A 23,566-nucleotide genomic window follows, 5' to 3' on the forward strand; every position below is an offset into this window, starting at 1 on the left:
GCGGCGTCATGCCGGGCGGGCGCATCGGCCACCATGCCGCATCGCCTTTGTCGCCCCCCCTTCCCTGATGCCGAGGAACACCGGACCTTGCACAACTGGCGGCCGCGACCCAGCATCGAGACCCGCACATCGTGGGTGGTGGCCTGTTCCGTTCTGGTGATCCTGATGATCAGCAGCGGCACGCCCTGGATCCTGGTGGTCGCCATGAAGCCGGTTGCCAGCGATCTCGGCGTGGCGCGCACGGGACCGGCTCTGGCGGGATCGTTGACGGTGCTCGGCGCCGGATTCGGCGCGATCGCGATGGGATGGCTCGCGAGCCGCATCGGCGTGCGGTGGGTGGTGGCGTTCGGCTCCGTCATGATCTGCATCGGCCATGCGGTCGCCGCCTCGGGCGGCATCTGGTCGCTCTATATCGCCTATGCCCTTATTCTGGGCGCACTCGGCCATGCCTGCCTCAATTCGCCATTGCAGGTGCATGTGAGCCACTGGTTCGACCGTTGCCGCGGCCGCGCCCTGGCCCTGGTCGCTTCCGGCCCCTATGTGGGTGGCATCATCTGGCCGGTGATCTTCGAACGGGGCCTGCAGGCCTGGGGCTGGCGCGGGACGATGCTGTTCTACGGCGTGCTGCAGCTCGTCCTGGTGCTGCCCCTGGCCGGGGTGCTGCTGCGACGCCTGCCGGCCTCGGCGCAGGGCCTGGCGCTGCAGGACGAGCCGATGCCGGGCGCCCGCGTGCTCGACATGCCGCCGCGCCTCGCGCTGGCATTGCTGGCGAGTGCCTCTTTCCTGTGCTGCATTCCGATGGCATTGCCGACCGTGCATCTGGTCTCGCTGTGCACCGATCTCGGCCTGTCGGCGGCACAGGGCGTGGGCATCCTGTCGCTGCTGCAGATCTGCGCCTTCACCAGCCGCCAGTTCTGGGGCTGGCTGTCGGATCGCATCGGCGGGCTGCGCTCCATCCTGGCCGGATCGGTCTGCCAGGCGCTGGCCATCGCCGGCTTCCTGGCCAGCACCGACGAGACCGGGCTGGTCGCCGCCGCCGCCGGCTTCGGACTTGGCTTCGCCGGCATCATTCCGGCCTATGCATTGACCGTCAGGGAATTGTTTCCCGCGGCGGCGGCGGGATGGCAGGTTCCGATGGTGTCACTGGGCGGAACCCTGGGAATGGCCGGCGGCGGCTGGCTGGGCGCCACGCTCTATGAAGGCTTCGGCACCTATGCGACGGCCTTCGCCGTCGGCCTGGTCTTCAACCTCATGCACCTGGTGCTGCTGAGCGTCCTGGTCGCACGCCGCGGCAGGGCCGTAGCTCCCTGATGCGACAGCCACGACCTAACCCGGTAAGTTGTCATTGACAACGATTCTTCTGCGTGGAATAGTTCGTCCCCCTGTCTGAACCCATTCCCGATCGCAGCAGCGGAGCGCCCCGCATCGTCTCTCTTGAGTGCGGTCAAGCTGGCAAAGGACGCCCCGATGGCCCTGACGACGAGCAATGTCGATACGCTGGTGTTGCATGGCGGCCCGTTTCGCGCCGATCCCGCGACCGGCGCCACCGTGGTGCCGATCTACCAGAGCACATCCTTTGACCTGCAAACCACGGAACGTGCGGACCGGCTGGTCAATTTCGAGGAAATCGGCTTCGTCTACACCCGCATCGGCAATCCGACGCAGGATGTCCTCGAACACCGGCTCGCCGCGATCGAAGGCGGTGCGGCCGCGCTGGCGTTGGCTTCGGGGCAGGCGGCCACCGCCCTGGCGGTGCTGACGCTGGTGCAGGCGGGCGACAACATCGTCACCGGCACCGATCTCTATGGCGGGAGCTGGAACTTCTTCGCCAATCGGCTGAAGCAGTTCGGCGTCGAGGCACGCTTCGTCGATCCCGTCGATCCCGATGCCTTCGCCCGCGCCACCGATGCGCGCACCCGGCTTTATTTCGGCGAAACCCTGCCGAACCCGAAGCTGAACGTCTTTCCCATCGCCGAGGTCGCCCGGATCGGCCGCGACCGCGGCGTTCCGCTGATCATCGACAACACCACCGCGCCGCTGCTGGCCAAACCGATCGCGCACGGCGCCGCGATCGTGGTGCATTCTGCGACCAAATACATCGGCGGCCATGGCACCACCATCGGCGGCGCCATCATCGACAGCGGCCGCTTCCCCTGGGAGGAATTCGCCGATCGCCATCCTCTGCTGACCGGCCCTGATCCTTCCTACAACGGCCGCCGATGGGTGGACATCGCCCGTCCGTTCGGACCGCTCGCCTACATCTTCGCCGTGCGCGCCGGCCTGCTGCGCGATTTCGGCCCTGCCATCGCGCCGCAAAGCGCCTTCCAGCTCATCCAGGGCCTGGAAACGCTGCCGCTGCGCATCCGTCGCCACAGCGAGAATGCCGCGCGCGTGGCTGAATTCCTCGCCAGCCACCCCAAGGTGCAGCATGTCATCTTCCCCGGGCTGCAGACCGGCGAGGCGCGGCGCCGCGCCGACACCTATCTCAATGGCGGCCATGGCGGACTGGTCGGGTTCGAACTGACCGGCGGGGCCGAGGCCGGCCGGCGCTTCATCGACGCGTTGCGCCTGCTGTTCCATGTTGCCAATATCGGCGACGCCCACAGCCTGGCGATCCATCCGGCCTCCACCACCCACGCCCAGCTCTCCGCCGAGGAACAATTGGCCGCCGGTGTGACGCCGGGCTATGTGCGCCTGTCCGTCGGTATCGAAAATCCCGAGGACATCATTGCCGACATCGCCCAGGCGCTCGACCAGGCCTGACCACCCCTTTTCAGCGTTGCGCACGACCAGGACCGCTCATGCCGCTCAACCTCAGGACGCCACAGGCCGAAACCCGCGAGCAGCGGCTCGGCACGATCACCCAGTGGGAGGGCAGCGCGGCCCAGTTGGCGCGTGATTCCGCCTTCACCTATGGCTGCAGCAAAGGCCAGCCGAATGGCGGGCGGCGCCTGTGCGAACAGACCACGCCCTTCGCGCAGGCATCGATGTGCGCCGAGCACATCGCCGTCACCAACGCCACCATCATCCAGAACTCGGTGGTGATCCAGCATGCCCCGATCGGCTGCGCGGCCAGCCAGTCCTTCACCTGCCGCTACTACCGCGACCTCGCCGCCCGCCGGGGCTGGGAGCTTGAAGATCCCAAGGCCATGTGCACCAACCTGACCGAGCAGGACATGGTGTTCGGCGGTGTCGGCAAGCTGGAGCAGACCATCCGCGACGCCTGGGCGCGCCATCACCCCAAGGTGATCTTCGTCGCCACCTCCTGCGCCACCGGCATCATCGGCGACGACGTCGACAGCGTCGCACGCAGCCTGGAGGCCGAGCTCGGCGTCATCATCGTCACCCTGCATTGCGAGGGCTTCCGCTCCCGGCACTGGAGCAGCGGCTGGGACGTGATCGAGCACGGCATCCTGCGCCGGCTGGTCACCCGTGACGCGACGCGGCAGGACGACCTGATCAACGTCATCCATCTCGGCGGCCCCGACGTGTTCAGCCCGCTGCTTGGCCAGCTCGGCCTGCGCGTCAACCTGGTGATGGGCGGCAGCACGCTGGAGCGGCTGGCGGAGATGTCCTCGGCCTCCGCCACGGTCACCATGTGCTTCGTGCTGTCCTATCTCGCGACCGGGCTCGAACAGGAATACGGCGTCCCCGAGGTGAAGGCCCCGCTGCCGTACGGGCTCGAGGCCACCGATAACTGGCTGCGGGAGATCGCGCGGGTCACCGGCCGCGAGGATCGCGTGGAAGCGGTGATCGCCCGCGAGCGCGCGCGCATCACCCCGGAGCTGGAGCGCCTGCGCCGGCGGCTGGCCGGGCGCAAGGGCTTCGTCGCCGCCGGCGCGGCCTTCGCGCACGGGCTGCTCGCCGACCTGCGCGAACTGGGGGTCGAGGTCGACAGCGCCTATTCCTTCCATCACGATCCCGCCGCCGACAGCGGCGATCCGCGCCAGGACAGCCTGGGCCATCTGGTCGAGACCTGGGGCGACATCCCCAACTTCACGGTCAGCCCCGACCAGCATTTCCAGGCCCATGCCGCGCTGGTGCGCGCGAGGCCCGATTTCGTGATCTGCCGGCACAGCGGCACCATGGCGGCGCTGGCGGCCCGCATGGGCATCCCGGTGCTGCCGATCTTCTATTCCAATGACGGGCTCGGCTATGATGGGCTGCTGACCATCGGCCGCGCCATCCTGCGCGTGTTGCCGCGCAAGCGCTTCTGCACCGATGTCGCCGCGCATTCGCGCTTCCCCTATCAGCGCTGGTGGTTGGAACAGACCGACCCCTACGCCCCCATCGCCGCGCCAGCCTGACCGGATCATCGCCATGTCGCCGTTCGAACCCAGCGCCGCCCCCGCCCCGGATCTCTGTCCCGCCTCCGGCACCATCGAGCAGGTCCGCTACGCCTGCAGCCTGGGCGCGCTGGCCAGTGTCATCGCCATTCCCGGTGCGATTCCGATCACCCATTGCGGCCCGGGCTGCGCCACCAAGCAGTTCCACGCCCTGTCCGGCCTGCACGCCTACCAGGGCGGCGAGTTCCACGTGCCCAGCACCAACATGGGCAACCAGGAGGTCATCTTCGGCGGCACCGACCGGCTCGACGAACTGATCGCGGCCACGCTGCGGGTCATGGAGGCCGATCTGTTCGTGGTGCAGACCGGCTGCATCCCCGGCCTGATCGGCGATGACGTCGGCAACGTGGTCGGCAAGTACCAGCGCCGCGGCGTGCCGATCGTGTTCGCCGAGACCAGCGGCTATCGCGGCAACAACTTCACCGGCCACGAGATCGTGCTCCGCGCCATCATCGACCAGTTCCTCGGCGCCGATGACGGCCCGCGCGAAGCGGGGCTGGTGAACGTGTGGTCGCTGCTGCCCTACCAGAATCCGTTCTGGCGCGGCGACCTGACCGAGATCCGTCGTATCCTTGAAGGCATCGGCCTGCGCGTGAACATCCTGTTCGGCCCGGCCAGCGAGGGGATCGCCGAATGGCGCGCCATTCCACGCGCGCAGTTCAACCTCGTGCTCTCCCCCTGGCTCGGGCTGGAAACGGCGCGGCACCTGGAAAACAAGTACGGCCAGCCCTTCCTGCACGTCCCGGCCATTCCGATCGGCGCGAAACTGACCGGCGCCTTCCTGCGCCGCGTCGCCACGTTCGCCGGCCTGCCGCCCGAACCGGTCGAGGCCTTCATCGCCCGCGAGGAAAAGGAATACTACCACTACCTCCGGGATTTTTCGGCCTTCTATGCCGGTTGCACCAGCCAGTACCAGTTGCCCTCGCAACTCGTCGTCATCAGTGAAAGCGCCTACAACCTCGCGGTGACAAAGTTCATGGTCGATCAGCTCGGCCTGCAGCCGGGCTGCCAGATCATCACCGAGAATCCGCCCGAGCCGGTCCGTGACCTGATCCGCGCGGAGTTCCGCGCCATCGCCGAGGATGAGCAGGCCGAAATCGCCTTCATCGAGGATGGCTGCCTCGCGCACCGGCTGGTGCACGGCACCGACTTCACCGGCCAATACCCGATCGTGTTCGGCTCCACCTGGGAAGCCGAGCTGGCGCAGCGGCTGCATGCCCCGCTGGTCGAGATCGGCTACCCCACCACGGACGAGGTCGTGTTGTCGCGCAGCTATGTCGGCTACCGCGGTGCCCTGGCGCTGATCGAACGCACCTACACCACGGTGGTACGGGCCAACACGATGGCCTGACCGGCGCGGCCGCACCACCTTCTGGTCCTTTTCATCCAGCCACAGGAGCGACATGAAGATCGCCATTGCCACCGGGGACGGGGTCTCGGTCAGGGAGCATTTCGGCACCGCCGCCCGGTTCCAGATCTGGGAGCTCGGCAGCGGGGCGCCACAACTGGTCGAGGAACGGCACAACGCCCCGGCCTGCGGCGCCGGCTGGGAACCGGGTGCTGCGGACCCGATGCAGCGCTCCGTCGATCTGGTGGCGGATTGCGGCGCCGTGGTGGTGGCACGCATCGGCGAATGCGCGGTCACCCGGCTCGACGAGCTCGGCATCCTCGCCTTCGAGACCGACGATCCGGTGGAGGTCGTGCTGCGCGACCTCGGGGCGCACCCGGCGCTGCTGGCGAAGACACAAGGCTGATCCGTCGCACCAGCTCAGGGGTGCCCGTCAGATCGGCCGGTCGCCCCTGACCGTCACACGGAAGCCGGAGCGCACCTGCGGGAAGTAGTCCCAGATCGCCAGGTGCTGCACGAAGCGGTTGTCCCAGATCGCCACGGAATGCGGTTGCCAGCGCAGCCGAATCTGGAAGTCCGGACGTGTGGCGTGGCGGAACAGGAAGGCCAGCAGCGCCTCGCTTTCCGCTTCGGGCAGTTCATTGATCCCCTGGGTGAACACCTCGTTGACGAACAGCGCACGCCGTCCGTTGGCGGGATTGGTGCGGATCACGGGGTGGATCGCGCTGGGATAGGTCTTGCCCGTGTCGGGAATGCCCAGCTTGGCGTTGGTCGCGCGATAGGTCGGCCCGCCATCGTGCAGGGCCGTCAGCCCCTCGAGAAAAGTCTTCAGCCGCGACGACAACGCGTCATAGGCGGCGTACTGGCTGGCGAACAGCGTGTCGCCGCCGACCGGGGGAACCGTGTGCAGATACAGGATGCTGGCGAAGGGCGGGTTGGGATCGCAGGAAACGTCGGAATGCCAGCGCTCCCCGGCCACGCGCCGGGAGGTCGCGTCGGCATGGATCGGCAGGATCTCGGGATAGCCTTCCGGTCCGGGCGTGTTGGGATGGATGTGCAATTCCCCGAAGACACGGCCCAGTGTCCTGGCACCTTCGTAATCGAGCGGCTGGTTACGGAAAACCAGCACCTGGTGCGCCACCAGCGCCTCCTGCAGCGCCACCGCCTCAAGGTTAGCGAGCGGCAGGCTCAGGTCGATGCCGTCTACTTCCGCCCCAAGATGTGGGGAGATCGGCGAGAGGCGAATGGCCATGGGACTCCTCCTGTCATGGGATCGCGGGGATCGGCTCAGACCCTGACGCTTCTTATTTGACAAAGCAAGGGTGCATAATTTTAATAACCACTGGTTTGCACAGTACGATTTTACGCCTCACCGGATCGGCATCCGCTCACGGAGAGAGGAATCATGACACGCCGCGGCCGCCTTGACCTTGCCGGCGTCTCCAAGCGGTTTCGTGTGCGTGACACGGACCTGCCGGTGCTGGCGGGCATCGACCTCACCGTCGATGCGGGCGAATTCGTCGCCGTGATCGGGGCCAGCGGCTGCGGCAAATCGACCTTGCTGCGCCTGATCGCCGGACTCGAGACATTTCATGCCGGCAGCATCACCTGTGACGGCCACCCGGTGGATGGGCCCAGCCTCGATCGCGGCATCGTGTTCCAGGAACCAAGGCTGTTTCCCTGGTGCACGGTGGCGGAGAACATCGCCCTCGGCCTGCTCAACGCCCCCGTCCCGGCCGCGGCGAAGCGGCGCATCGTCGCCGAACATATTGCCCTTGTCGGCCTCTCGGGTTTCGAGGACGCCTATCCGTATCAACTCTCCGGCGGCATGGCGCACCGGGCGGCGATCGCCCGGGGGTTGGTCGGGCGCCCGGGAGTGTTGCTGCTCGACGAGCCGTTCGGTGCGCTGGATGCGCTGACCCGTGGCCGCCTGCAGGGCGAACTGCAGCGCATCTGGACGCAGGAGCGGATCACCATGGTGCTGGTGACGCACGACGTCGAGGAAGCGGTGTATCTCGCCGACCGGGTGGTGGTGCTGACGCCGCGGCCGGGCCGGATTGCCCATACCATCGCGGTAGAGCTGCCGCATCCGCGCCGGCGCGCCGACCCGCGGCTGACGCAGTTGCGCGCCGAGGTGCTCGCCCTGCTGGAAGAGAGCACCGACCAGCCGGATGACCTCCCGGCCGCTGCGGCGGCGGTCCCCCCGGCCAAGGGACAATGGACGTCCCTTCCCCAGCCTTCCCCGGCCACACTCCCCTGAAGTGGAATTCCGCATGTTTCCCCGCCCTGCCCCCCGCCTGACGCGCCGCGGTCTCGCGACCCTCGGCGCCGCCACGCTGCTGCCAGGCTTGCGCGCGCAGGCCGACACGCCGCTGACCGTTCGCATCGGCTTCGCCTCGATCGGCGTGGACAACCGCCCCTTTGCCGGGGGCAGCCCGGCCGGGGTGGCGCATGCCGAAGGCTATCTGGAACGGGCCTTCGCCGATCGGCCGGGCCTGCGCCTGCAATGGTTCTTCTTCAAAGGGGCCGGCCCGGCGGTGAACGAGGCCTTCGCCAACGACCAGCTCGACATCGCCATCCAGGGCGACCTGCCCCAGGTGGTGGCGCGCGCCACCGGCCTGAAGACCACGATGCTGCTGGCCAACGGCGCCCATGCGCCGACCTATATCGGCGTCCCCCCGACCTCCACGCTGACCGGGGTGAAGGACCTCAAGGGCCGGCGGGTCGCGATCTTCCGTGGCACCAACAACCATCTTGCGATCATCAAGGTGCTCGCCGCCAATGGCCTGTCCGAGCGCGACCTGAAGGTGATCAACATGGATGCCGCCACCTCCAGCGCCGCCCTGGTGGCCGGGGAGATCGAGGCGACGGTCGGCAATTACGACGTGCTGCAACTGGTCGCGAAGGGACTGGCGCGGATCCTCTACAGCACCAAGGGCGACAATCCGGCCTTCGAGCGCCAGGGAACGGTGATCGCCCGCGAGGCCTTCGTCACCGCCCAGCCGGAGGTGACGCAGCGCATCGTCACCGAGTTCGTCCGTGCCGCACACTGGTCCTCCCAGGAGGAAAACCGCGAGGCGTTGTTCGCGATCTGGGCAAGATCCGGTCGCTCTCCGGAGATCTTCCGCGAGGATCTGGCCGGGCAGACCCTGAAAAGCCGGCATACGCCGCTGCTGGACCCCTTCCTGATCGAGCAGTACCGGGTGCAGGCGCAGCAGGCCTACGAGTTCGGGCTGATCCGCCGCCGCGTCGACATCACCGGCTGGTTCGACCAGCGTTTCATCACCGCCGCCCTGGCCGAGCTGGGGCTGCAGGACTTCTGGACGCCGCTCGGGATCGATGGCCAGCCGGTGGCGCGTGGCTGAGCCGGCGGCAGGCCGCATGCGCATCGCCCTCTCCCCGGCGTTCGGGCCGGCGCCCTGGCGGATCCCACGCTTATCCTGGCATGGCACCGGGTTGCTGGTGCCGCTGGGCCTGCTGGTGATCTGGCAGGTCGCCTCCGCGCGGACCTGGCTGCCGCCGCAGATCCTGCCCAGCCCGCTCGAGGTCTGGCAAAGCGGGGTCGATCTCTGGCGCTCGGGCGATCTGGAACTGCATGTCCTCACCAGCCTGCAGCGGGTGCTGGTGGGCTTCACCATCGGGGCGGCCATCGGGTTGTCGCTTGGCCTCGCGATGGGGCTGTCGCGGCGGGTGGAAGCCTATCTGCGCCCCTTGTTCATCGCCATCTCGCAGGTACCGGCCCTCGGCTGGATTCCCTTTCTGATGCTGATCGTCGGCATCGGCGAGCCGCTGAAGATCATCGTGATCGCCAAGGCGGCCTGCGTGCCAATGGTGCTGAACACCCATGCCGGCATCCGCAACATCCCGCCCGCCTATCTCGAAGTCGCGCAGGCGCTGCGCTTCACCCGCTGGCAGTTGCTGCGCCGACTGGTACTGCCGGCCACGATCCCGCCGGTGTTCACGGGCGTGCGCTATGGCCTGACGCATGCCTGGATGGCCCTGGTCGCGGTGGAATTGCTGGCCTCCTCCGAAGGGCTCGGCTTCCTGCTGGTCTGGGGGCGGCAGATGTTCTGGTTCGATACCGTGGTCATGGCGATGGTGCTGATCGGGCTGGTCGGCTTCCTGCTCGACCTCGTGCTGACGCGGCTGGAGCGCCGCCTGCAGCGCTGGCGCATCGCCGACGGCACGGCCGGCGCGGTGCCATGAAGGCGGTCGCCCGCGGCCTGGTGCTGCCGTTGCTGCTGCTCGGCACCTGGGAACTGGCCAGTCATGGCGGGCTGGTCGATGCCCGCATCCTGCCCTCGCCGGAGCATGTGCTGGCCACGGCGCTACGCGAACTGACCGAAGGCGACCTGCTGTATCACCTGCTGGTCAGCCTGGGGCGGGATCTGGCCGGCTTCATCGTGGGATCCGCGCTGGGCATCGCCATCGGCACGCTGCTCGGCCTCTCGCCGCTAGCCGGGCGGTTGATCCTGCCAAGCTTCAACGGCCTCCGCCAGATCGCCATCCTGGCCTGGATCCCGCTGATCTCGCTGTGGTTCGGATTCGGCGACAGCGCCAAGATCGCCTTCATCACGCTGGCCGCGCTGATTCCCGCGGTCCTCAACACCTACGAAGGAATCCAGAGCGCCCCGGCGCGGCTCGTCGAGGTCGCCACCGCCCTTTGCTTCACCCGGTGGCAGCGCATCACCCGGCTGTACTTGCCGAGCGCGATGCCCTCCATCGCGACGGGACTGCACCTCGCGCTGATCTATTCCTGGGTGGCCAGCGTGGGCGCGGAGTATTTCATGACGCTCGGTCCCGGCATCGGCGGCCTGATCATCGCCGGGCGCGAGCGCTTCCAGATGGACCTGGTGATCCTGGGAATGGTGGTGCTGGGACTGGTCGGCTTCCTGATCAACCAAAGCGCCCAAAGGGTGGAACGGCGGCTGCTGCGCTGGCGGGGCTGACCAGGGAAACGGGGCAGCCCCCCGAGGGGACCGTTCCATACAACTATCCTTTCTCGTTAATTTTACAATTTGACGCAGATCAAATCCAGATCGCGCCACCTGCGGCAGCCTGTGGTGGTTCGCGTTACCGGCCGGAGCCGCCCCCATGCCCTATGACGATCCCACCTGCGCCTATTGCCCCTCGACGGTCCGGGCCTGTCGCAGCGGGGAAGCGCAGACCCGTGGTCCTGGATTTTGCCCCAGCAAGGTTGATCCCGAGGTGCAGGCGAAAGCCCGGGCGCTGTACGACGATCCGGAAACGCACAAGCTTGCCTACACCTCCGCCCTGGTGGAATCGGAGGGCTATTGCCGCTGGACGCGGGTGCAGGAAGTCGTCGAGTTTTCCAAGCGCATGGGCTGGAAGAAGATCGGCATCGCCAACTGCATTGGCCTGATCGACCTGGCCAATACCCTGACCGCCATCCTGGAAAGCCATGGCTTCGAGGTGATTTCGGTCGCCTGCAAGAACGACAATATCCCCAAGGAAGAAATTGGCCTGAGTGACGCCCAGAAGATCAGGCCCGGCAATTTCGAGCCGGCCTGCAACCCGGTGGCGCAGGCCGAATTGTTGAATGCCCATGGCAGTGAGTTCAATGTGGTCATGGGCCTTTGCATTGGCCATGACAGCCTGTTCTTCAAATACGCCAAGGCCCCGACAACCGTGCTGGTCACCAAGGATCGTGTGCTCGGCCATAATCCGGTCGCGGCCCTGCAACTGGCCGACACGTACTATTCGCAGCTGTATGGCCCGCTGAAGCCGGCTCAGTCCACGAAGACACCCCCGGCCAAGCGCCGGCGCAGCGCCGCGCCGACCGACAGCACCCCCTGACGCCAACGACCGGGCTGCTCCGCTGACCCGGAGCCGCAAGCGGATCACTGCCCGGCGAGGCCGGTTTGCCGCCCGCACCGGCCGCGCCGGGATGCCCGATCATATTTCGTGCTTTGCGCCCCCGCCCTCCTTGCGCCCCCGCGGTGGACGGATATATCCGCCATTCACAACGCTGCGTAGAACTGGCGATATGGACAGTTTTGAGCGCTAATTGTATGATCTTTCACAACGTTCTTGTATCGCAAAAGATAATGCAGTCTCCGTTCGTGCCTTCCGGTATCCGCATGGTGCCGGGGCCATGAGTTTTGTCGCCCCGGCTTCGCCGGCCACAACCGCGCCTGCCCCTGGCAGCACCAGTGCCGCGGTGTCGATCCGGCATCTCGGCAAGAGCTATCCCGCCCGCGCGGGGGATGCGCCATTCCTGGCCCTGCGCGACATCGACCTTGAGATTCATCGTGGCGAGTTCATCGTTCTGCTCGGGCCGAGCGGCTGCGGCAAGTCGACCTTGCTGCACGTCATCGGCGGGCTGGTGCCGGCCGAGGGCGAGGTGACAGTGATGGGCCGCGCCGTCGCCGGCCCCGGCTTCGACCGCGGCATCGTGTTTCAGGACTACGCCCTGTTTCCGTGGCGGACGGTGCTCGACAACGTCGCCTTCGGACTGGAAATCAAGCGCGTGCCGCGCCGGCAGCGCGAGGAGATCGCGCAGGCGCGGCTGGCGAGCGTCGGCCTCGCCGGCTTCGAGGCGCATTACCCGGCGCAGCTCTCGGGTGGGATGAAGCAGCGCGTGGCGATCGCGCGGGCGCTGGCCTACGACCCCGATGTGCTGTTGATGGACGAGCCCTTCGCCGCCCTCGACGCCCAGACCCGCGAGATCCTGCAAGGCGAGTTGCTGCGGATCTGGCGCAGCACCGGCAAGACCGTCATCTTCGTGACCCACAGCATCGACGAGGCGATCTTCCTGGCCACGCGCGTGGTGGTGTTCACCGCCCAGCCCGGTACGATCAAGCGTATCGTGGACGTGGATCTGCCCGCAGCGCGCGACAGCGGCGACCTGCGCAGTTCCCCCGCCTTTGCCACGCTGCGGGGTCACCTTGCAGCCCTGCTGGCGGAAGAGGTCGGCAAGGCAGCCGAACGTGCCTATGGCCGCGCGGCTGCCGCGGCGGCACCTTCGCGCGGCAGCGCCCGACTGTGGTCGCGGCTGCGCAGCCTGATGGCGGGGGCAGGCTGAGATGCAGGGACGGATTCTGCAGGTCGGGGTCATCCTCGGCATCCTGGCCTTGTGGGAGGGGCTGCCGCAAAGCGGCGTCATCAACCCCAACTTCCTCACCCCGCTGTCCGATGTCGTGGCCACCTTGTGGCAACTGGTGGTATCGGGCCAGTTGGCACAGCACGCGGCGATCAGCCTGCAGCGCATCGCCTATGGGCTCGGTGTCTCCATCCTGATCGGTGTGCCGCTCGGGCTGGGCATGGGCTGGTGGCGCACGCTCGAACAGGCTTTCGACGGACCGCTGCAGGCAGGCCGGCAGATCTCGGCCTTCGCACTGTTCCCCGTGTTCATCCTGTTCTTCGGCATCGGCGAGGTGTCGAAGGTGGTGATCGTGTTCTGGGCTTCGGTCTGGCCGATCATCCTCAACACCACGGCCGGGGTCAAAGGCGTGGACGCGGTGCTGGTGCGCGCGGCGCGCTCGATGAACGCGAATGGCTGGACGCTGTTGCGCAAGGTGGTGATCCCGGCCGCGGCACCGTCGATCTTCACCGGCATCCGCCTCGGCGGCGCCTACGCCTTCATGGTGCTGGTAGCCGCCGAGATGATCGGTGCCAATGCCGGGCTCGGCTTCCTGGTGCTGAATTCACAGGAAGTGTTCCGCATCCCGCAGATGTACGCCGCGATCGTGGCGCTGGTGATCTTCGGCCTGGCGCTCAACCGCCTGCTGCTCGGCATCGAGCGGAGCGCGACATCCTGGCGGCAGGAAGCCGGCGCATGAGCGCGGCCGCAGGCCGCGTCCAAAAGGAGACTGAAGGCAAGATGAAGCTCTGGAAGATCGCGGCGCCGCTCGCCCTGGTGGTGGCGCTGCTGGCCGCCCCGGCAGCACGGGCCGCGGGCCCGGCGAAGCCGGATGTGATCCGCTACGCCAACATTCCCTGGTTCGACCCGGTCTACGTCGCCGACGAGAAGGGCTGGTTCGCCGAGGAAGGGCTGAAGATCGAGTGGGTCGGCGAAATCTCCGCCTCCCAGTTGGTTCCCGCGGTCGCCGCCCGCAGCATCGACATCTCCAACCGGATGACGCCGCTGATCCTGACCGCGCGCGCCGGGGGTGCGAAGCTGCGGATCATCGCCGCCGGGGCGCAGACCACGCCCGAGCTGCCGCACATGAAATACCTGGTGTCGCCGCAGAGCCCGATCCGCAGCATCGAGGACCTGCGCGGCAAGAAGGTGGGCATCAACAGCTTCGGCGCCTGCTCGGAATATGTCCTCAAGGAGTACCTGCGCCGCAATGGCCTGGACAAGACCATCAACTTCGTGGTCGTCCCGGACGCGAACCAGGAGCAGGCACTGGCCCAGGGGCTGATCGATGTCGGCGTGCTGCATTCGCCCTATTACGAGAAGGTGGTGAAGACCGGAGCGGCGCGCGAGATCTTCACCGACTACGCGGTCGATGACGGCGTGCCCGGCATGCTGCCCTATTTCACGCACGAAGACATCATCCGCACCCGCCCCGACGTGCTGCGCCGCTTCGTCAAGGTGCTGGTGCGCGCCTCCGACTGGACCAACAAAAATCACGAGGAAGCAGGCCAGATCTTCGCCCGGCGCCGCGGCCTCGACCTGCGCTATGCGGGGAGCTGGAGCTACTACGAGCACGGGCTGGTGCCGAACGACAAGCCGGTGCAGTGGTGGATCGATTACCTCGTCGGCGAAGGGCAATTGCCGGCGGGCAAGGAAAAGGCCCGCAACGTCTACACCAATGAGTTCAACCCTTATTACAAATCCTAGCAGAAGCCACGGCCGCCGAGACCTGCTGGCCCTGGCGGCCGCGGAGTTGCTGGCCCTGGCCGGACCAGCCGCGCCCGCCCGCGGCGCGGGGCCCGGTTCGGCCGGCTTCGGCGAAGTGGCACGACTGGTCTTTGTGCCGCAGGCGAGGTCACAACGGGTCGAGGTCCTCGATGCCGACAGCGACCAGCGCATCGGCGGGCTTTCGCTCGGGCTGACACCGCATCAGGTCGAGGTCTCGGCCGGCGTGGCCCGGCTGGTCGCCATCGACGGCAGCTCACCGGACCTGCTGCTGCTTGATCTGGTCACCACCACATCCCGGCGGATCCCGCTCTCCGTGGCGGCCCGCCGCCTCGTGCTCAGCCCCGACGGAATGACCGCGGCGGTGGCGGATTCCGAAGCCGGAAGCGTGGCCTTCGTCGACCTGCTGTTCGGGCGCGAGAGCGGCGTCGTGCGCGACCTGCCGCCGCTGCGCGACATCATCTTCGCCGGCCGCCAGCCCATGTTTGTCTACGCGCCCGCCGGCCGGCACGAACTCGGCCTGATCGATGCGGTCACCACCCTTCCCGCCGGGCCGATCGCGACCCCTCAGCCGGTGACCGAGCTGCGCCGCGCCCCGAACGGCAGGCGCCTGTTCGCCCATGGCGAAGGCGGTGGGCCGGTCAGCGTGATCGACCTAGAGGCGGAGCGTGTCATCAACGACATCCCCGCCGGGGCCGGCAGCCTCGTTCTTCCCTCGGCCACGGGGGCAAGGCTGCTGCTGCTCGAACCGCAGGCGGCCCGCGTCTCGGTGCTGGACGCCGATGGCAGCGGGCGCGTGGCACTGGCGGGTGCGGGGGGGCTCGATGCGGCCTATCCCGCCTGGCTCGACAGCGTGGCCTTCGTGCCAAGCGCCACGGAACGATGCCTGCTCGTCTACGACCTGGATGAGCCCCGGCTTGCCGGCCGGATTGCCCTCGGCGGCCTGCCCCTGCGCGGCAGCGTAACGCCCGATGGGCAGAAGCTTTTTCTCCCGCTCGGCGGCACGCGGGAGGTGCTGGTGATCGATGCCAGACGCCGGGCCGTGCTGCGCCGGGTGCGGCTGGACGACGAGCCACAGGCAGCGCTTATTGCCGGAGGCTACGGAATTTGTCACTGACCCCCCGCAGGCCCGGCATCGCCTGGTCCTGGCTGCGGGGCGGGCAGGATACGTCGCAGTGTTGGAACAGGACGAAACCATGGATGCCGTCGTGACGCGCCCGCGGGCGCAGCGGGTTGCAAAGGGCAAGCCGGCCGCCCGCCGGATCACCCGTGACGAGGTGATCGCGGAGGCACGCCGACTCGGCGCGAGCATCGTCGGCTTCGCGCCGGTCGCGCGCTGGGCCGAGCATGGCGAGATCCCGCCCGCGTACCACCCGGAAGCGTTGTGGCCGCAGGCCCGCACCGTCATCGCCTTCGGCGTACCGATGCTGCTGCCGGTGATCGAAACGACACCGTCGATCAACTATCAGGAGCATTACGATACCTCCAACCGGCTGCTCGACGAGATCAGCTTCCGCCTCGCCGTCTGGCTGAACGAGGCCGGGCACCCGGCGATGTCGCTGCCGCGCGACGGCTATGGCAGCCTGGAGATCCTGCTGGCCAATCCCTTCGCCTCGTTCAGCCACACCTACGCAGCGAAATATGCCGGACTCGGCACGGTCGGCATGTCGCGCAACCTGCTGGTGCCGCAATACGGCCCGCGGGTGCGCCTGAACTCGGTGTTCACGGCGACGGAATTCGACGGCGACCCGGAACTTGCGGAAGAGCTGTGCACCAAATGCCGCATCTGCGAGCGGACCTGCCCGACCGGCGCCATCCGGGCCCGCGACGACGGCATCCTCGGTGATCTCGACAAGGACGCCTGCACCCGTCACCATATCGCGCTTCGCGACGAGAAGCGCTGGCCCTGCGGCATTTGCGTCAAGGTCTGCTCGATCGGCGAGGACCGGCATCTCTACGGCAACCGCAGCATGAAGCGATACCTGGACGAGCGGCCGGCGCTGGAGAAGAACCCGGACGACCTGCGCTACCGCCCGCTGGTGCATGTCCGCCGCCATGGCTCCGGCGGCAGCCGCATCGCCTGACGCCCACGCCGCCCCGTCCGCCAACATCAGGCTGTCCCGCATGCAGGTTGCCGCCGCCCCCTTCCTCGCCATCACCGCGCCGGAGCGGATCCGCTCCACGCTGGACCTGCTGGTGACCGACCATTGCTACGAGCCGCGACCGGATGATCCGCTCGCCGATTGGGTGGCCACCGTGGCAGTTCCGGCCTTCAAGGCGTTGCGTGCCCTGGCCGGACCGGCCGCCGCCTGTGCCTCGATCGGCACCGGCTCGGGCCTGGACATGCTGGCCGCCATCGAGATCCTGGGCGCGCGGCGGGTGGGCATCACCGACCTGCACGAGGATGTCGTCGCCGCAGCCGCGGCCAACATCGCCGGCAATCTCGCCCCCGGCCATGCGGTCACCATCGAGGCCGGGACCGGGGACCTGCTCGCGCCGCTGCGACCGCAGGGCGGCTACGACATGATCTACGAGAACCTGCCGAACACCCCGTTGCGCGGCAGCTCGACTCTCGAGACGGACCGGACCAGTTCCAAGCATCTGGCGCCGCGCCCGGAGCAACTGCCCCCGCTGGTGGAAACGCAGTTGCTGGCGCTGCACTACCTGGCGCTTCGCCAGGTAGTGCCGGTGCTCGCACCCGGCGGATCGGTGCTTTCCACCATCGGCGCGCGGGTGCCGCTCGGCGTGCTGCTGGAAATGGCCGCCCTCGCCGGCCATGCCGCCGAGGTGCTGATCTATACCTGGAAGCACCAGGCCGATCCCGAGGAGATGATCGGCGGCTACGCCGCCTGGCAGCAGGACGGGCTCGGCCCGTTCCATTTCTATCCCGCTGCCGTGCTGCGCGAAGCCTTCGCCGACGATCCCCCGGCAGCGGCGGGTGCACGGGCCCTGGATCTGGAAGCGCAGTTGGCACCGCATCGTCTGGATGCTCCGGCCGCGCTTGCGGCGCTGCGGGCCGGGGAGACGCTTGCCCATACCGTTGCCGTGCTGCGGTCCCGCCCGCTACCGGGCGCCACCGCCGCGGGTGACGCGCCATGAGCATTCCCGAACAGATCGCCACACTGGTCACGCTGCTACGGCAGCGACTGGCGCTGCGACGAAACCTGCCGGATGCCATCGGGCGGGAAGTGGCACGCGCGGTCACCGCCCTGGAGGCGGTCAACGGCACGGCCAGCGGGCTGGCCCTGTCCTTCCATCCGGTGCTGCGCCATTTGCCGGCCTGCCTGCAGGCGACGGACAAGGGGCTTGCCGAGGCCCTCGCCCCGCTGGCCGATCACCTTCCCTGGCATTACGGCTACCCGCCGCGCCGCGACGCCCCGGACCTTGGGCGCGACATCGCCTTCGCCGAACTGGTCGGGCCCGCGGCGCCGCTGCACAGCGACGAGGTCTGCCTTGGATTGACGCTGATCGGGCCGCACAGCTTCTACCCGCTGCATGCCCATCCGGCGGCCGAGCTCTACTGGGTGCTCTCGGGGGCGGCCGCCTGGACAGCGGGGCAGGTCACGCAGGTGCATCCGCCCGGATCATACATCCTGCATCCCCCGAACCTGCCACACGCCATGCGCACCGGCGCCGTGCCGCTGCTCGCGGCCTATACCTGGACCGGCGAGGTGGCGATTTCCTCCGTCTATGTCGAGGCGCCGCCGGCCTGACGGCGCCCGATGCGAACTCCGGCATCGGGCGCCCGATAGGCACGTGCCCGATCGTCAGGCGGCGTCGAGGGCCTGGGCCAGATCGGCGATGATGTCATCCGGGTGCTCGATGCCGACCGCGAGGCGCACATAGCCCGGCGTCACGCCGGTCCGCAGCTGGTCGTCGCCGGTGAGCTGGGAATGCGTGGTGGTAGCCGGATGGATCGCCAGCGAGCGCGCATCGCCGATATTGGCGACGTGATAGAACAACTGCAGCGCCTCGATGAAGCGGCGGCCGGCCTCGGCCCCGCCGCTCAGCTCGAAGCCCACCAGCGCCCCGTAGCCGCCGCGCAGATAGGCATCGGCCCGGCGCCTTGCCTCGCCGGTCTGCAGGCCGGGGAAGATGACGCGCTCCACCTTCGGATGCTTCGCCAGGAAGTCGGCGACGACGATGGCGTTGGCATTGTGCTGTCGCAGTCGCAGCGGCAGCGTCTCCAGCCCCTGGATGAACTGGAAGGCACTGAACGGGGCGATCGCCGCACCGATGTCGCGCAGCAGCTTGGCGCGGATGCGCAGCACATAGGCGATCGGGCCAAGCGCCTTCGCCGCCTCGGTCCAGACCAGCCCGTGATAGCTTTCATCGGGCTGGGTCAGCAACGGGAAGCGATCGGCGTGCTCCTCCCACGGGAAAGTGCCGCCGTCGATGATGACGCCGCCGATCGTGGTGCCATGGCCGCCGATATACTTCGTGGTCGAATAGAGCACCGCCGCCGCGCCGTGCTCGATCGGGCGGGCGATCAACGGTGCCGCCGTGTTGTCCACCACCAGCGGCACCCCGAGCGAGCGGCCGATATCGGCGACCTCGCGGATCGGGAACACGTTCAGCTTCGGATTGGGCAGTGTCTCCGCATAATAAAGCTTGGTGCGGGCATCGGTGGCGCGGCGGAAATTCTCCGGATCGGAGGGATCGACGAAGCGCGCCTCGATGCCGAGATGGCGCAGCGTCGAGGCGAACAGCGCCCAGGTGCCGCCGTAGAGATCGGTTGAGGTGACGAAGTTGTCGCCCGCTTCGGCGACGTTCAGCACCGCATAGGCCGAGGCCGCCTGCCCGGAGGCCAGCGCCAGTGCCGCCGCGCCGCCTTCCAGCGCCGCGATCCGCTGCTCGAAGGCATCCTGCGTCGGGTTGGAAACGCGGGTGTAGATGTGGCCGAGCTCGGAAAGGGCGAACAGCTCCTTGGCGTGGCTGGTGTCGCGGAACTGATAGGACGTGGTCTGGTAGATCGGTACGGCGACCGCGCCGGTCTCCGGGTCAGAGCGGTAGGTGCCGCCGTGCAGCACGAGAGTTTCAGCGTTCTTGATCGACAGAGGCATGATGCAATCCTGAATGCAAGGACGTCAGGTCAGGGCGGGAATTCAGCCGGCGGACGCAGCCACGAGGGTGCCGTCCTCGGTGAAGGCGGCGAGGAGATCGGCGTGATGGCGCCGGGCGACATCGGGATGCGAGCGCAGCCGGCCCTTCAGGTGGTTGCGGCCGACATCGTGGAAGATCGGGTTGCCTGGATCGCGGGTGACACCGCGTGCCGCCGCGGCGAGCGCGGGCGGCAACGACAGCACCGGCACCACCGCATCGAGCCGCGCACCGAGGAAGAACGCCACCGACAGCCGGTCGGTGCCGGACGGGGGCGACACCACCCGATGCACGTTCGCCCGCAGGTAGCCACCGGAAGCGAGTTCGAGCAACTCGCCGACATTGATGATGAAGCTGCCGGGCCGGGGCGGTGCGTCGATCCAGCCGGCATCGGTCTCGACCTGCAGGCCGGCGACGCTGTCCTGCAGCAGCACGGTGACGAAGCCGCCATCCTTGTGCGCGCCCACGCCCTGGTCCCCGCCCGGATCCGCGCCGGCGTCGCGGCCGGGATAGCGTATGATCTTGAGCAACTGGTTGGGCGAATCCCGGTAGATCGGTGCGAACACGTCGTCCGGCTGGCCGAGCGCGGCGGCAAAGGCGCGGACCATGCGGATGGCGAGCGCGGTCGCCTCGGCCTGCCATTGCAGCAGCACCGGCCGCAGCGAGGGCAGCGCGGCAGGCCACTGGTTGGGCCCCTGCAGCCGCGTCCAGGCGGGGGCATCGGAGGTACGCGGCAGCGCCTCGCGCTCGGCGCCGACATCGAGCTGCTCGCGCCAGTCCGGCCGGCCGCGGGTCAGCTCCTGCCCGGCGCGGTTGTAGCCGCGGAAATGCGGCGAGTTGACCATGGCAATCGCCAGCTTGTCGGCCTCGGGCAGGGCGAAGAAGCGGCGCGCCTCGGCCAGCACGCCGGCCACCAGCGCATCGGGGATGCCATGGCCGGTGACGTAGAAGAACCCGAAATCGCGCGCGACCCCGCGCAAATGGTCGAGGAACGCCGTCCGTTCCTCGACTCCGCCGTCGAGATGGCGCAGGTCGAGCAGCGGCAGGGACGACGCGGGCAATGTCATGGGGTCCTCATCCGTGCGAGAAAGTTGGCTCGGCAACGCGATTGTCGCCGTAGAGCTCGGCAGTGAAGTCACTGACCCCCGGCACGCCGCAGGCATCGGCCCGGCAGCGCTGGCAATGCGTGAAGACGCGCAGATGGCGCCGCGCCGCCTGGCGGGCCCGATGCACCTCCCCGGCGGTCGGCCTGGGCAGATGCGCGAAACGATGCTGCGGGATCAGCGGAATGACGTTGATCAGCTCCGCCCCGGCGGCGGCGACGCTGCGTGCCACCTCCTCCACATGCGCATCGTTCACCCCGGGCACGAGCACGGTATTGACCTTCACCGTGATGCCGCGTGCCTTCATGGCGGCGATGCCGTCAAGCTGGTTGCGGATCAGCCGCTCCGCCGCCGCCACGCCTTCCAGGCGCCGCTGGTGCCAGGCGATCACCGGGCTGATCACCGCCTGGATCGCCGGGTCCACCGCATTCACCGTCACCGTCACCGTGCGCACGCCGACCTCGCCGATCGCATCGGCCCGCTCGGGCAGCAGCAGCCCGTTGGTGGACAGGCAGAGCAGCAGTTCGGGCCAGGCGGCATGCACCAGGGTGAAGGTCCGCAGCGCGTGCCGCGTGAACAGCGGATCGCCCGGCCCGGCAATGCCGACGACCGACAGGGTCGGGCAGAGCAGCAGGGCGCGCCGGACCACGTCGACCGCCTGCTCCGGCGTCAGCAACCGGGTGGCAACACCGGGCCGGTGCTCGACGTCGTTGAAATCGCGCCGACAGAACCGGCAGGTGATGTTGCAGCCCGGGCTCACGGGAAGATGCAGCCGGGCGGCGCGGCTGTGCCCCTCGGCGGTCGCGCTGAAGCAGGGATGGCGCCCTTCAAGCGCGGGAAAGGCCGGCGCGGTGCTGGCCTGGCGCATGCTCTGGATGGCGCAGGCCGGTGCCTGGGGGTCATCCGCTCCGGGCGAGCGCACCGTCACGTCCGTGGCCCCTCGGTCGCCGCGAAGCCGGGTTGATTGATCAGCACTCCGCCCCCGTTGGCGATGACGAATTTCATCGGTCCGTTCCTTCGCTGCTTACCGGCCGCGGCGGGCGTGGCCCCGCCCCGACAAGCCACGAAACACTGCATTTGCACGTTAAATATTATATTATACGGCAATCAACATTAAAATAGTCTCCCTAAGGCGCGGCAGGCGGATCGGCAAGCCAGACAGGTTCGGGCCGCCGCCGCGGCGCGGTCGCGGCGGCGGCGTCCTGCAGAATCCACCCGGCGGCGCGCCCGGCGATCATGCGCACCGACAGATGGGGATCGCCGGAAATCAGCGCCGGCATCACCGATGCATCGACGACGCGCAATCCCACGAGGCCATGCACCCGAAGGGTGGCATCGACGACACCGGCACGGTCGGAGCCGATGCGACAGGTCCCGACCGGATGCCGCAGAGGCATGCCGGCTTCGCGTACATAGGCAAGCAACGTCGCGTCATCCGTCACCGCTGCGCCGGGGCCAAGTTCCTCGCCCTGGAGCCCGGCGATGGCAGGCCGCGCCAGCAGGTCCCGTGCCCGCCGCACCCCCGCCAGCACGATGTGTTGGTCGACCGGCGCATCGAGGTGGCGAAACCGGATGTGGGGCGGCGTACGTCCGTCGGCCGAGGTGATCAGCACGCTGCCATGGCTGGCCGGCCGCAACTGGCAGACAGCGCAGGTCAGTCCCGGCCAGGATGCCAATTCCCCGCTTCCGGGCTCCACGGCCACCGGCAGGAAATAAAGCTGCAGATCCGGACGAAGAGTTGCCGGATCGTCGTGCAGGAAGGCATTGACGCGCGCGGCGCTGAGGGGCGGTGGACCGTGCCGTCCTGCAGCCGCCCGCGGCAGCGCGCAGATCCGGCGCCAGACGCGCCTCAGCATGCCGCCCCTGGGAGCCCTGTGCAGGCGATGCGTGACGCCCACGAGGAAATGATCGCGCAAATGGCCCCCTGTTGCGGGCAGGTCCGCGATCACCTCGATGCCGAGGTCACGCAGATACGCGGCCGGTCCGACACCGGAGCGCTGCAGCAGTTGCGGCGAGGCGATGGTGCCGGCGCACAGGATCACCTCATGCCCGACATGGGCGAACAGGTCGCGGCCATGATGGCGATAGCGCACCGCCACCGCCCGGTGCCCGGCGAAGACGATCGCCTGCGCGTACGCATGCAGGCGCAGTTGCAGGTTGGGGCGCCGGCGAGCGGAGGCAAGCATCGCCGCCACGGAACTGCCCTGCGAGCCCTGGGGACGATTCAGCGGAACCCGGGCAACGCCCTCTGTGAACGCAGCGGCACTGTCATCATTGTACGGCAGGCCCGCCTGTCGGGTGGCGGCGACAAAGGCATCGATCAACGCATCGCGTTCCGCGCAACCGCAGGCGCCGGGCGTCGCGCCGGAGTCACGCCTGTCCCCCCCGTCTTCCAGCATGCGGAGGCCTGGCAACACGTCATGCCATCCCCAGCCGGTATTTCCGGCTGCCGCCCATTCCTCGTAATCCTGGGGCGCGCCATGGACCGGCAACAGCGACCTGATCATCGGCCGATCGCATGACCGTGTGCGGGCCCCATGCCAGACGCTGCCAGCCGGACCGGGCGAAGGACAGGAACCGGCTTCGCCACCTGCCTCCAGCAGCAGCACGCTGTATCGTCCTTCGGCCGTCAGCCGATCGGCAAGCGCGCATCCCGCGCTGCCGGCGCCAACGATGACAAAGTCGTAACGGCTCATCTCGGCCTGTCTTGGCGGATCGACGGCGAGCGCACCGGAAAGTGGCAAAGCACCGTATTATTCCACATCATCTCCTGGAAAAATGTGCGAATCAACAAAACACTCTGATTGACGGTATGATCAGCATGCGGCAACCTGCATGGCCT

The 23,566-nt window shown here is 68.2% G+C and carries 23 protein-coding genes; 18 read left to right on the forward strand and 5 right to left on the reverse strand.

What is annotated here, in order from left to right; all coding sequences use genetic code 11:
- Nucleotides 1-33: 33 nt before the first annotated feature.
- The 5 genes from NBY65_RS00995 to NBY65_RS01015 all read left to right on the forward strand — a co-directional run bounded on the left by NBY65_RS00995 (nt 34) and on the right by NBY65_RS01015 (nt 6,100).
- Nucleotides 34-1,311, forward strand: a complete 1,278-nt coding sequence (locus tag NBY65_RS00995; RefSeq protein WP_150045271.1) for an MFS transporter — start codon at nt 34-36, stop codon at nt 1,309-1,311.
- 156 nt (nt 1,312-1,467) lie between these two features.
- The gene (locus NBY65_RS01000; RefSeq protein WP_150045270.1) at nt 1,468-2,763 is read left to right on the forward strand and encodes an O-acetylhomoserine aminocarboxypropyltransferase/cysteine synthase family protein; all 1,296 of its coding nucleotides are present in this window, start codon (nt 1,468-1,470) and stop codon (nt 2,761-2,763) included.
- Nucleotides 2,764-2,801: 38 nt separating this feature from the next.
- Nucleotides 2,802-4,307 carry a nitrogenase component 1 gene (locus NBY65_RS01005; protein ID WP_150045269.1) on the forward strand — a complete coding sequence of 502 codons (1,506 nt, stop codon included), beginning with the start codon at nt 2,802-2,804 and terminating at the stop codon, nt 4,305-4,307.
- 13 nt (nt 4,308-4,320) lie between these two features.
- Complete coding sequence (locus NBY65_RS01010) at nt 4,321-5,697, forward strand: nitrogenase component 1 (RefSeq protein WP_150045268.1); 1,377 nt, start codon at nt 4,321-4,323, stop codon at nt 5,695-5,697.
- A 52-nt stretch (nt 5,698-5,749) separates the two neighbouring features.
- The gene (locus tag NBY65_RS01015; RefSeq protein WP_150045267.1) at nt 5,750-6,100 is read left to right on the forward strand and encodes a NifB/NifX family molybdenum-iron cluster-binding protein; all 351 of its coding nucleotides are present in this window, start codon (nt 5,750-5,752) and stop codon (nt 6,098-6,100) included.
- A 27-nt stretch (nt 6,101-6,127) separates the two neighbouring features.
- Here the strand turns inward: NBY65_RS01015 and NBY65_RS01020 are convergent, their stop codons facing one another.
- Nucleotides 6,128-6,946 (reverse strand): TauD/TfdA dioxygenase family protein, encoded by an 819-nt coding sequence (locus tag NBY65_RS01020; RefSeq protein WP_150045266.1) that lies wholly within the window; start codon nt 6,944-6,946, stop codon nt 6,128-6,130.
- Between the two features lie 153 nt (nt 6,947-7,099).
- On the opposite strand from NBY65_RS01020, the gene NBY65_RS01025 reads away from it, so the two are divergent.
- The 12 genes from NBY65_RS01025 to NBY65_RS01080 all read left to right on the forward strand — a co-directional run bounded on the left by NBY65_RS01025 (nt 7,100) and on the right by NBY65_RS01080 (nt 18,234).
- Entirely contained in the window at nt 7,100-7,954 is an 855-nt protein-coding gene (locus NBY65_RS01025; RefSeq protein WP_150045265.1) for an ABC transporter ATP-binding protein, read from the forward strand.
- Nucleotides 7,955-7,967: 13 nt separating this feature from the next.
- The gene (locus tag NBY65_RS01030) at nt 7,968-9,059 is read left to right on the forward strand and encodes an ABC transporter substrate-binding protein (protein WP_150045264.1); all 1,092 of its coding nucleotides are present in this window, start codon (nt 7,968-7,970) and stop codon (nt 9,057-9,059) included.
- Between the two features lie 16 nt (nt 9,060-9,075).
- Nucleotides 9,076-9,900 (forward strand): ABC transporter permease, encoded by an 825-nt coding sequence (locus tag NBY65_RS01035; protein ID WP_150045263.1) that lies wholly within the window; start codon nt 9,076-9,078, stop codon nt 9,898-9,900.
- A complete protein-coding gene (locus NBY65_RS01040) occupies nt 9,897-10,643 on the forward strand; it encodes an ABC transporter permease (protein WP_150045262.1) in 747 nt (248 codons plus the stop codon). Before NBY65_RS01035 ends, NBY65_RS01040 begins: the two co-directional genes overlap by 4 nt.
- A gap of 145 nt (nt 10,644-10,788) precedes the next feature.
- Nucleotides 10,789-11,511, forward strand: coding sequence for a DUF1847 domain-containing protein (locus tag NBY65_RS01045; RefSeq protein WP_150045261.1), 723 nt, complete (start codon nt 10,789-10,791; stop codon nt 11,509-11,511).
- Between the two features lie 298 nt (nt 11,512-11,809).
- Entirely contained in the window at nt 11,810-12,739 is a 930-nt protein-coding gene (locus tag NBY65_RS01050) for an ABC transporter ATP-binding protein (protein WP_150045260.1), read from the forward strand.
- 1 nt (nt 12,740) lies between these two features.
- On the forward strand, nt 12,741-13,496 hold the full coding sequence (locus NBY65_RS01055) for an ABC transporter permease (RefSeq protein WP_150045259.1): 756 nt from the start codon (nt 12,741-12,743) through the stop codon (nt 13,494-13,496).
- On the forward strand, nt 13,493-14,503 hold the full coding sequence (locus tag NBY65_RS01060; protein WP_150045258.1) for an ABC transporter substrate-binding protein: 1,011 nt from the start codon (nt 13,493-13,495) through the stop codon (nt 14,501-14,503). Before NBY65_RS01055 ends, NBY65_RS01060 begins: the two co-directional genes overlap by 4 nt.
- Nucleotides 14,475-15,638: a YncE family protein gene (locus tag NBY65_RS01065; protein ID WP_150045257.1), complete on the forward strand. Its 1,164-nt coding sequence runs from the start codon at nt 14,475-14,477 to the stop codon at nt 15,636-15,638. Before NBY65_RS01060 ends, NBY65_RS01065 begins: the two co-directional genes overlap by 29 nt.
- Nucleotides 15,639-15,699: 61 nt before the next feature.
- Nucleotides 15,700-16,605, forward strand: a complete 906-nt coding sequence (locus NBY65_RS01070) for a 4Fe-4S binding protein (RefSeq protein WP_239003189.1) — start codon at nt 15,700-15,702, stop codon at nt 16,603-16,605.
- 40 nt (nt 16,606-16,645) lie between these two features.
- Nucleotides 16,646-17,620 (forward strand): class I SAM-dependent methyltransferase, encoded by a 975-nt coding sequence (locus NBY65_RS01075; protein ID WP_150045256.1) that lies wholly within the window; start codon nt 16,646-16,648, stop codon nt 17,618-17,620.
- On the forward strand, nt 17,617-18,234 hold the full coding sequence (locus NBY65_RS01080) for a dimethylsulfonioproprionate lyase family protein (RefSeq protein ID WP_150045255.1): 618 nt from the start codon (nt 17,617-17,619) through the stop codon (nt 18,232-18,234). The genes NBY65_RS01075 and NBY65_RS01080 overlap by 4 nt, the downstream gene beginning before the upstream one ends.
- Nucleotides 18,235-18,288: 54 nt before the next feature.
- On the opposite strand, the gene NBY65_RS01085 is transcribed toward NBY65_RS01080, so the two are convergent.
- From NBY65_RS01085 to NBY65_RS01100, 4 genes are all read right to left on the reverse strand, one after another.
- A complete protein-coding gene (locus NBY65_RS01085; protein WP_150045254.1) occupies nt 18,289-19,584 on the reverse strand; it encodes an O-acetylhomoserine aminocarboxypropyltransferase/cysteine synthase family protein in 1,296 nt (431 codons plus the stop codon).
- Between the two features lie 42 nt (nt 19,585-19,626).
- Nucleotides 19,627-20,688 (reverse strand): isopenicillin N synthase family dioxygenase, encoded by a 1,062-nt coding sequence (locus tag NBY65_RS01090; protein ID WP_150045253.1) that lies wholly within the window; start codon nt 20,686-20,688, stop codon nt 19,627-19,629.
- A 7-nt stretch (nt 20,689-20,695) separates the two neighbouring features.
- Nucleotides 20,696-21,652, reverse strand: coding sequence for a radical SAM protein (locus tag NBY65_RS01095; RefSeq protein WP_239003187.1), 957 nt, complete (start codon nt 21,650-21,652; stop codon nt 20,696-20,698).
- 199 nt (nt 21,653-21,851) lie between these two features.
- The gene (locus tag NBY65_RS01100; RefSeq protein WP_408895434.1) at nt 21,852-23,357 is read right to left on the reverse strand and encodes a GMC family oxidoreductase; all 1,506 of its coding nucleotides are present in this window, start codon (nt 23,355-23,357) and stop codon (nt 21,852-21,854) included.
- Here NBY65_RS01100 and NBY65_RS01105 point away from each other — a divergent pair.
- On the forward strand, nt 23,262-23,528 hold the full coding sequence (locus tag NBY65_RS01105) for a hypothetical protein (protein ID WP_239003182.1): 267 nt from the start codon (nt 23,262-23,264) through the stop codon (nt 23,526-23,528). The two genes, NBY65_RS01100 and NBY65_RS01105, sit on opposite strands and share 96 nt — an antisense overlap.
- The last annotated feature ends 38 nt before the right edge of the window (nt 23,529-23,566 follow it).

Source organism: Rhodovastum atsumiense (genome assembly GCF_937425535.1).
GTDB classification, from domain to species: Bacteria; Pseudomonadota; Alphaproteobacteria; order Acetobacterales; family Acetobacteraceae; genus Rhodovastum; species Rhodovastum atsumiense.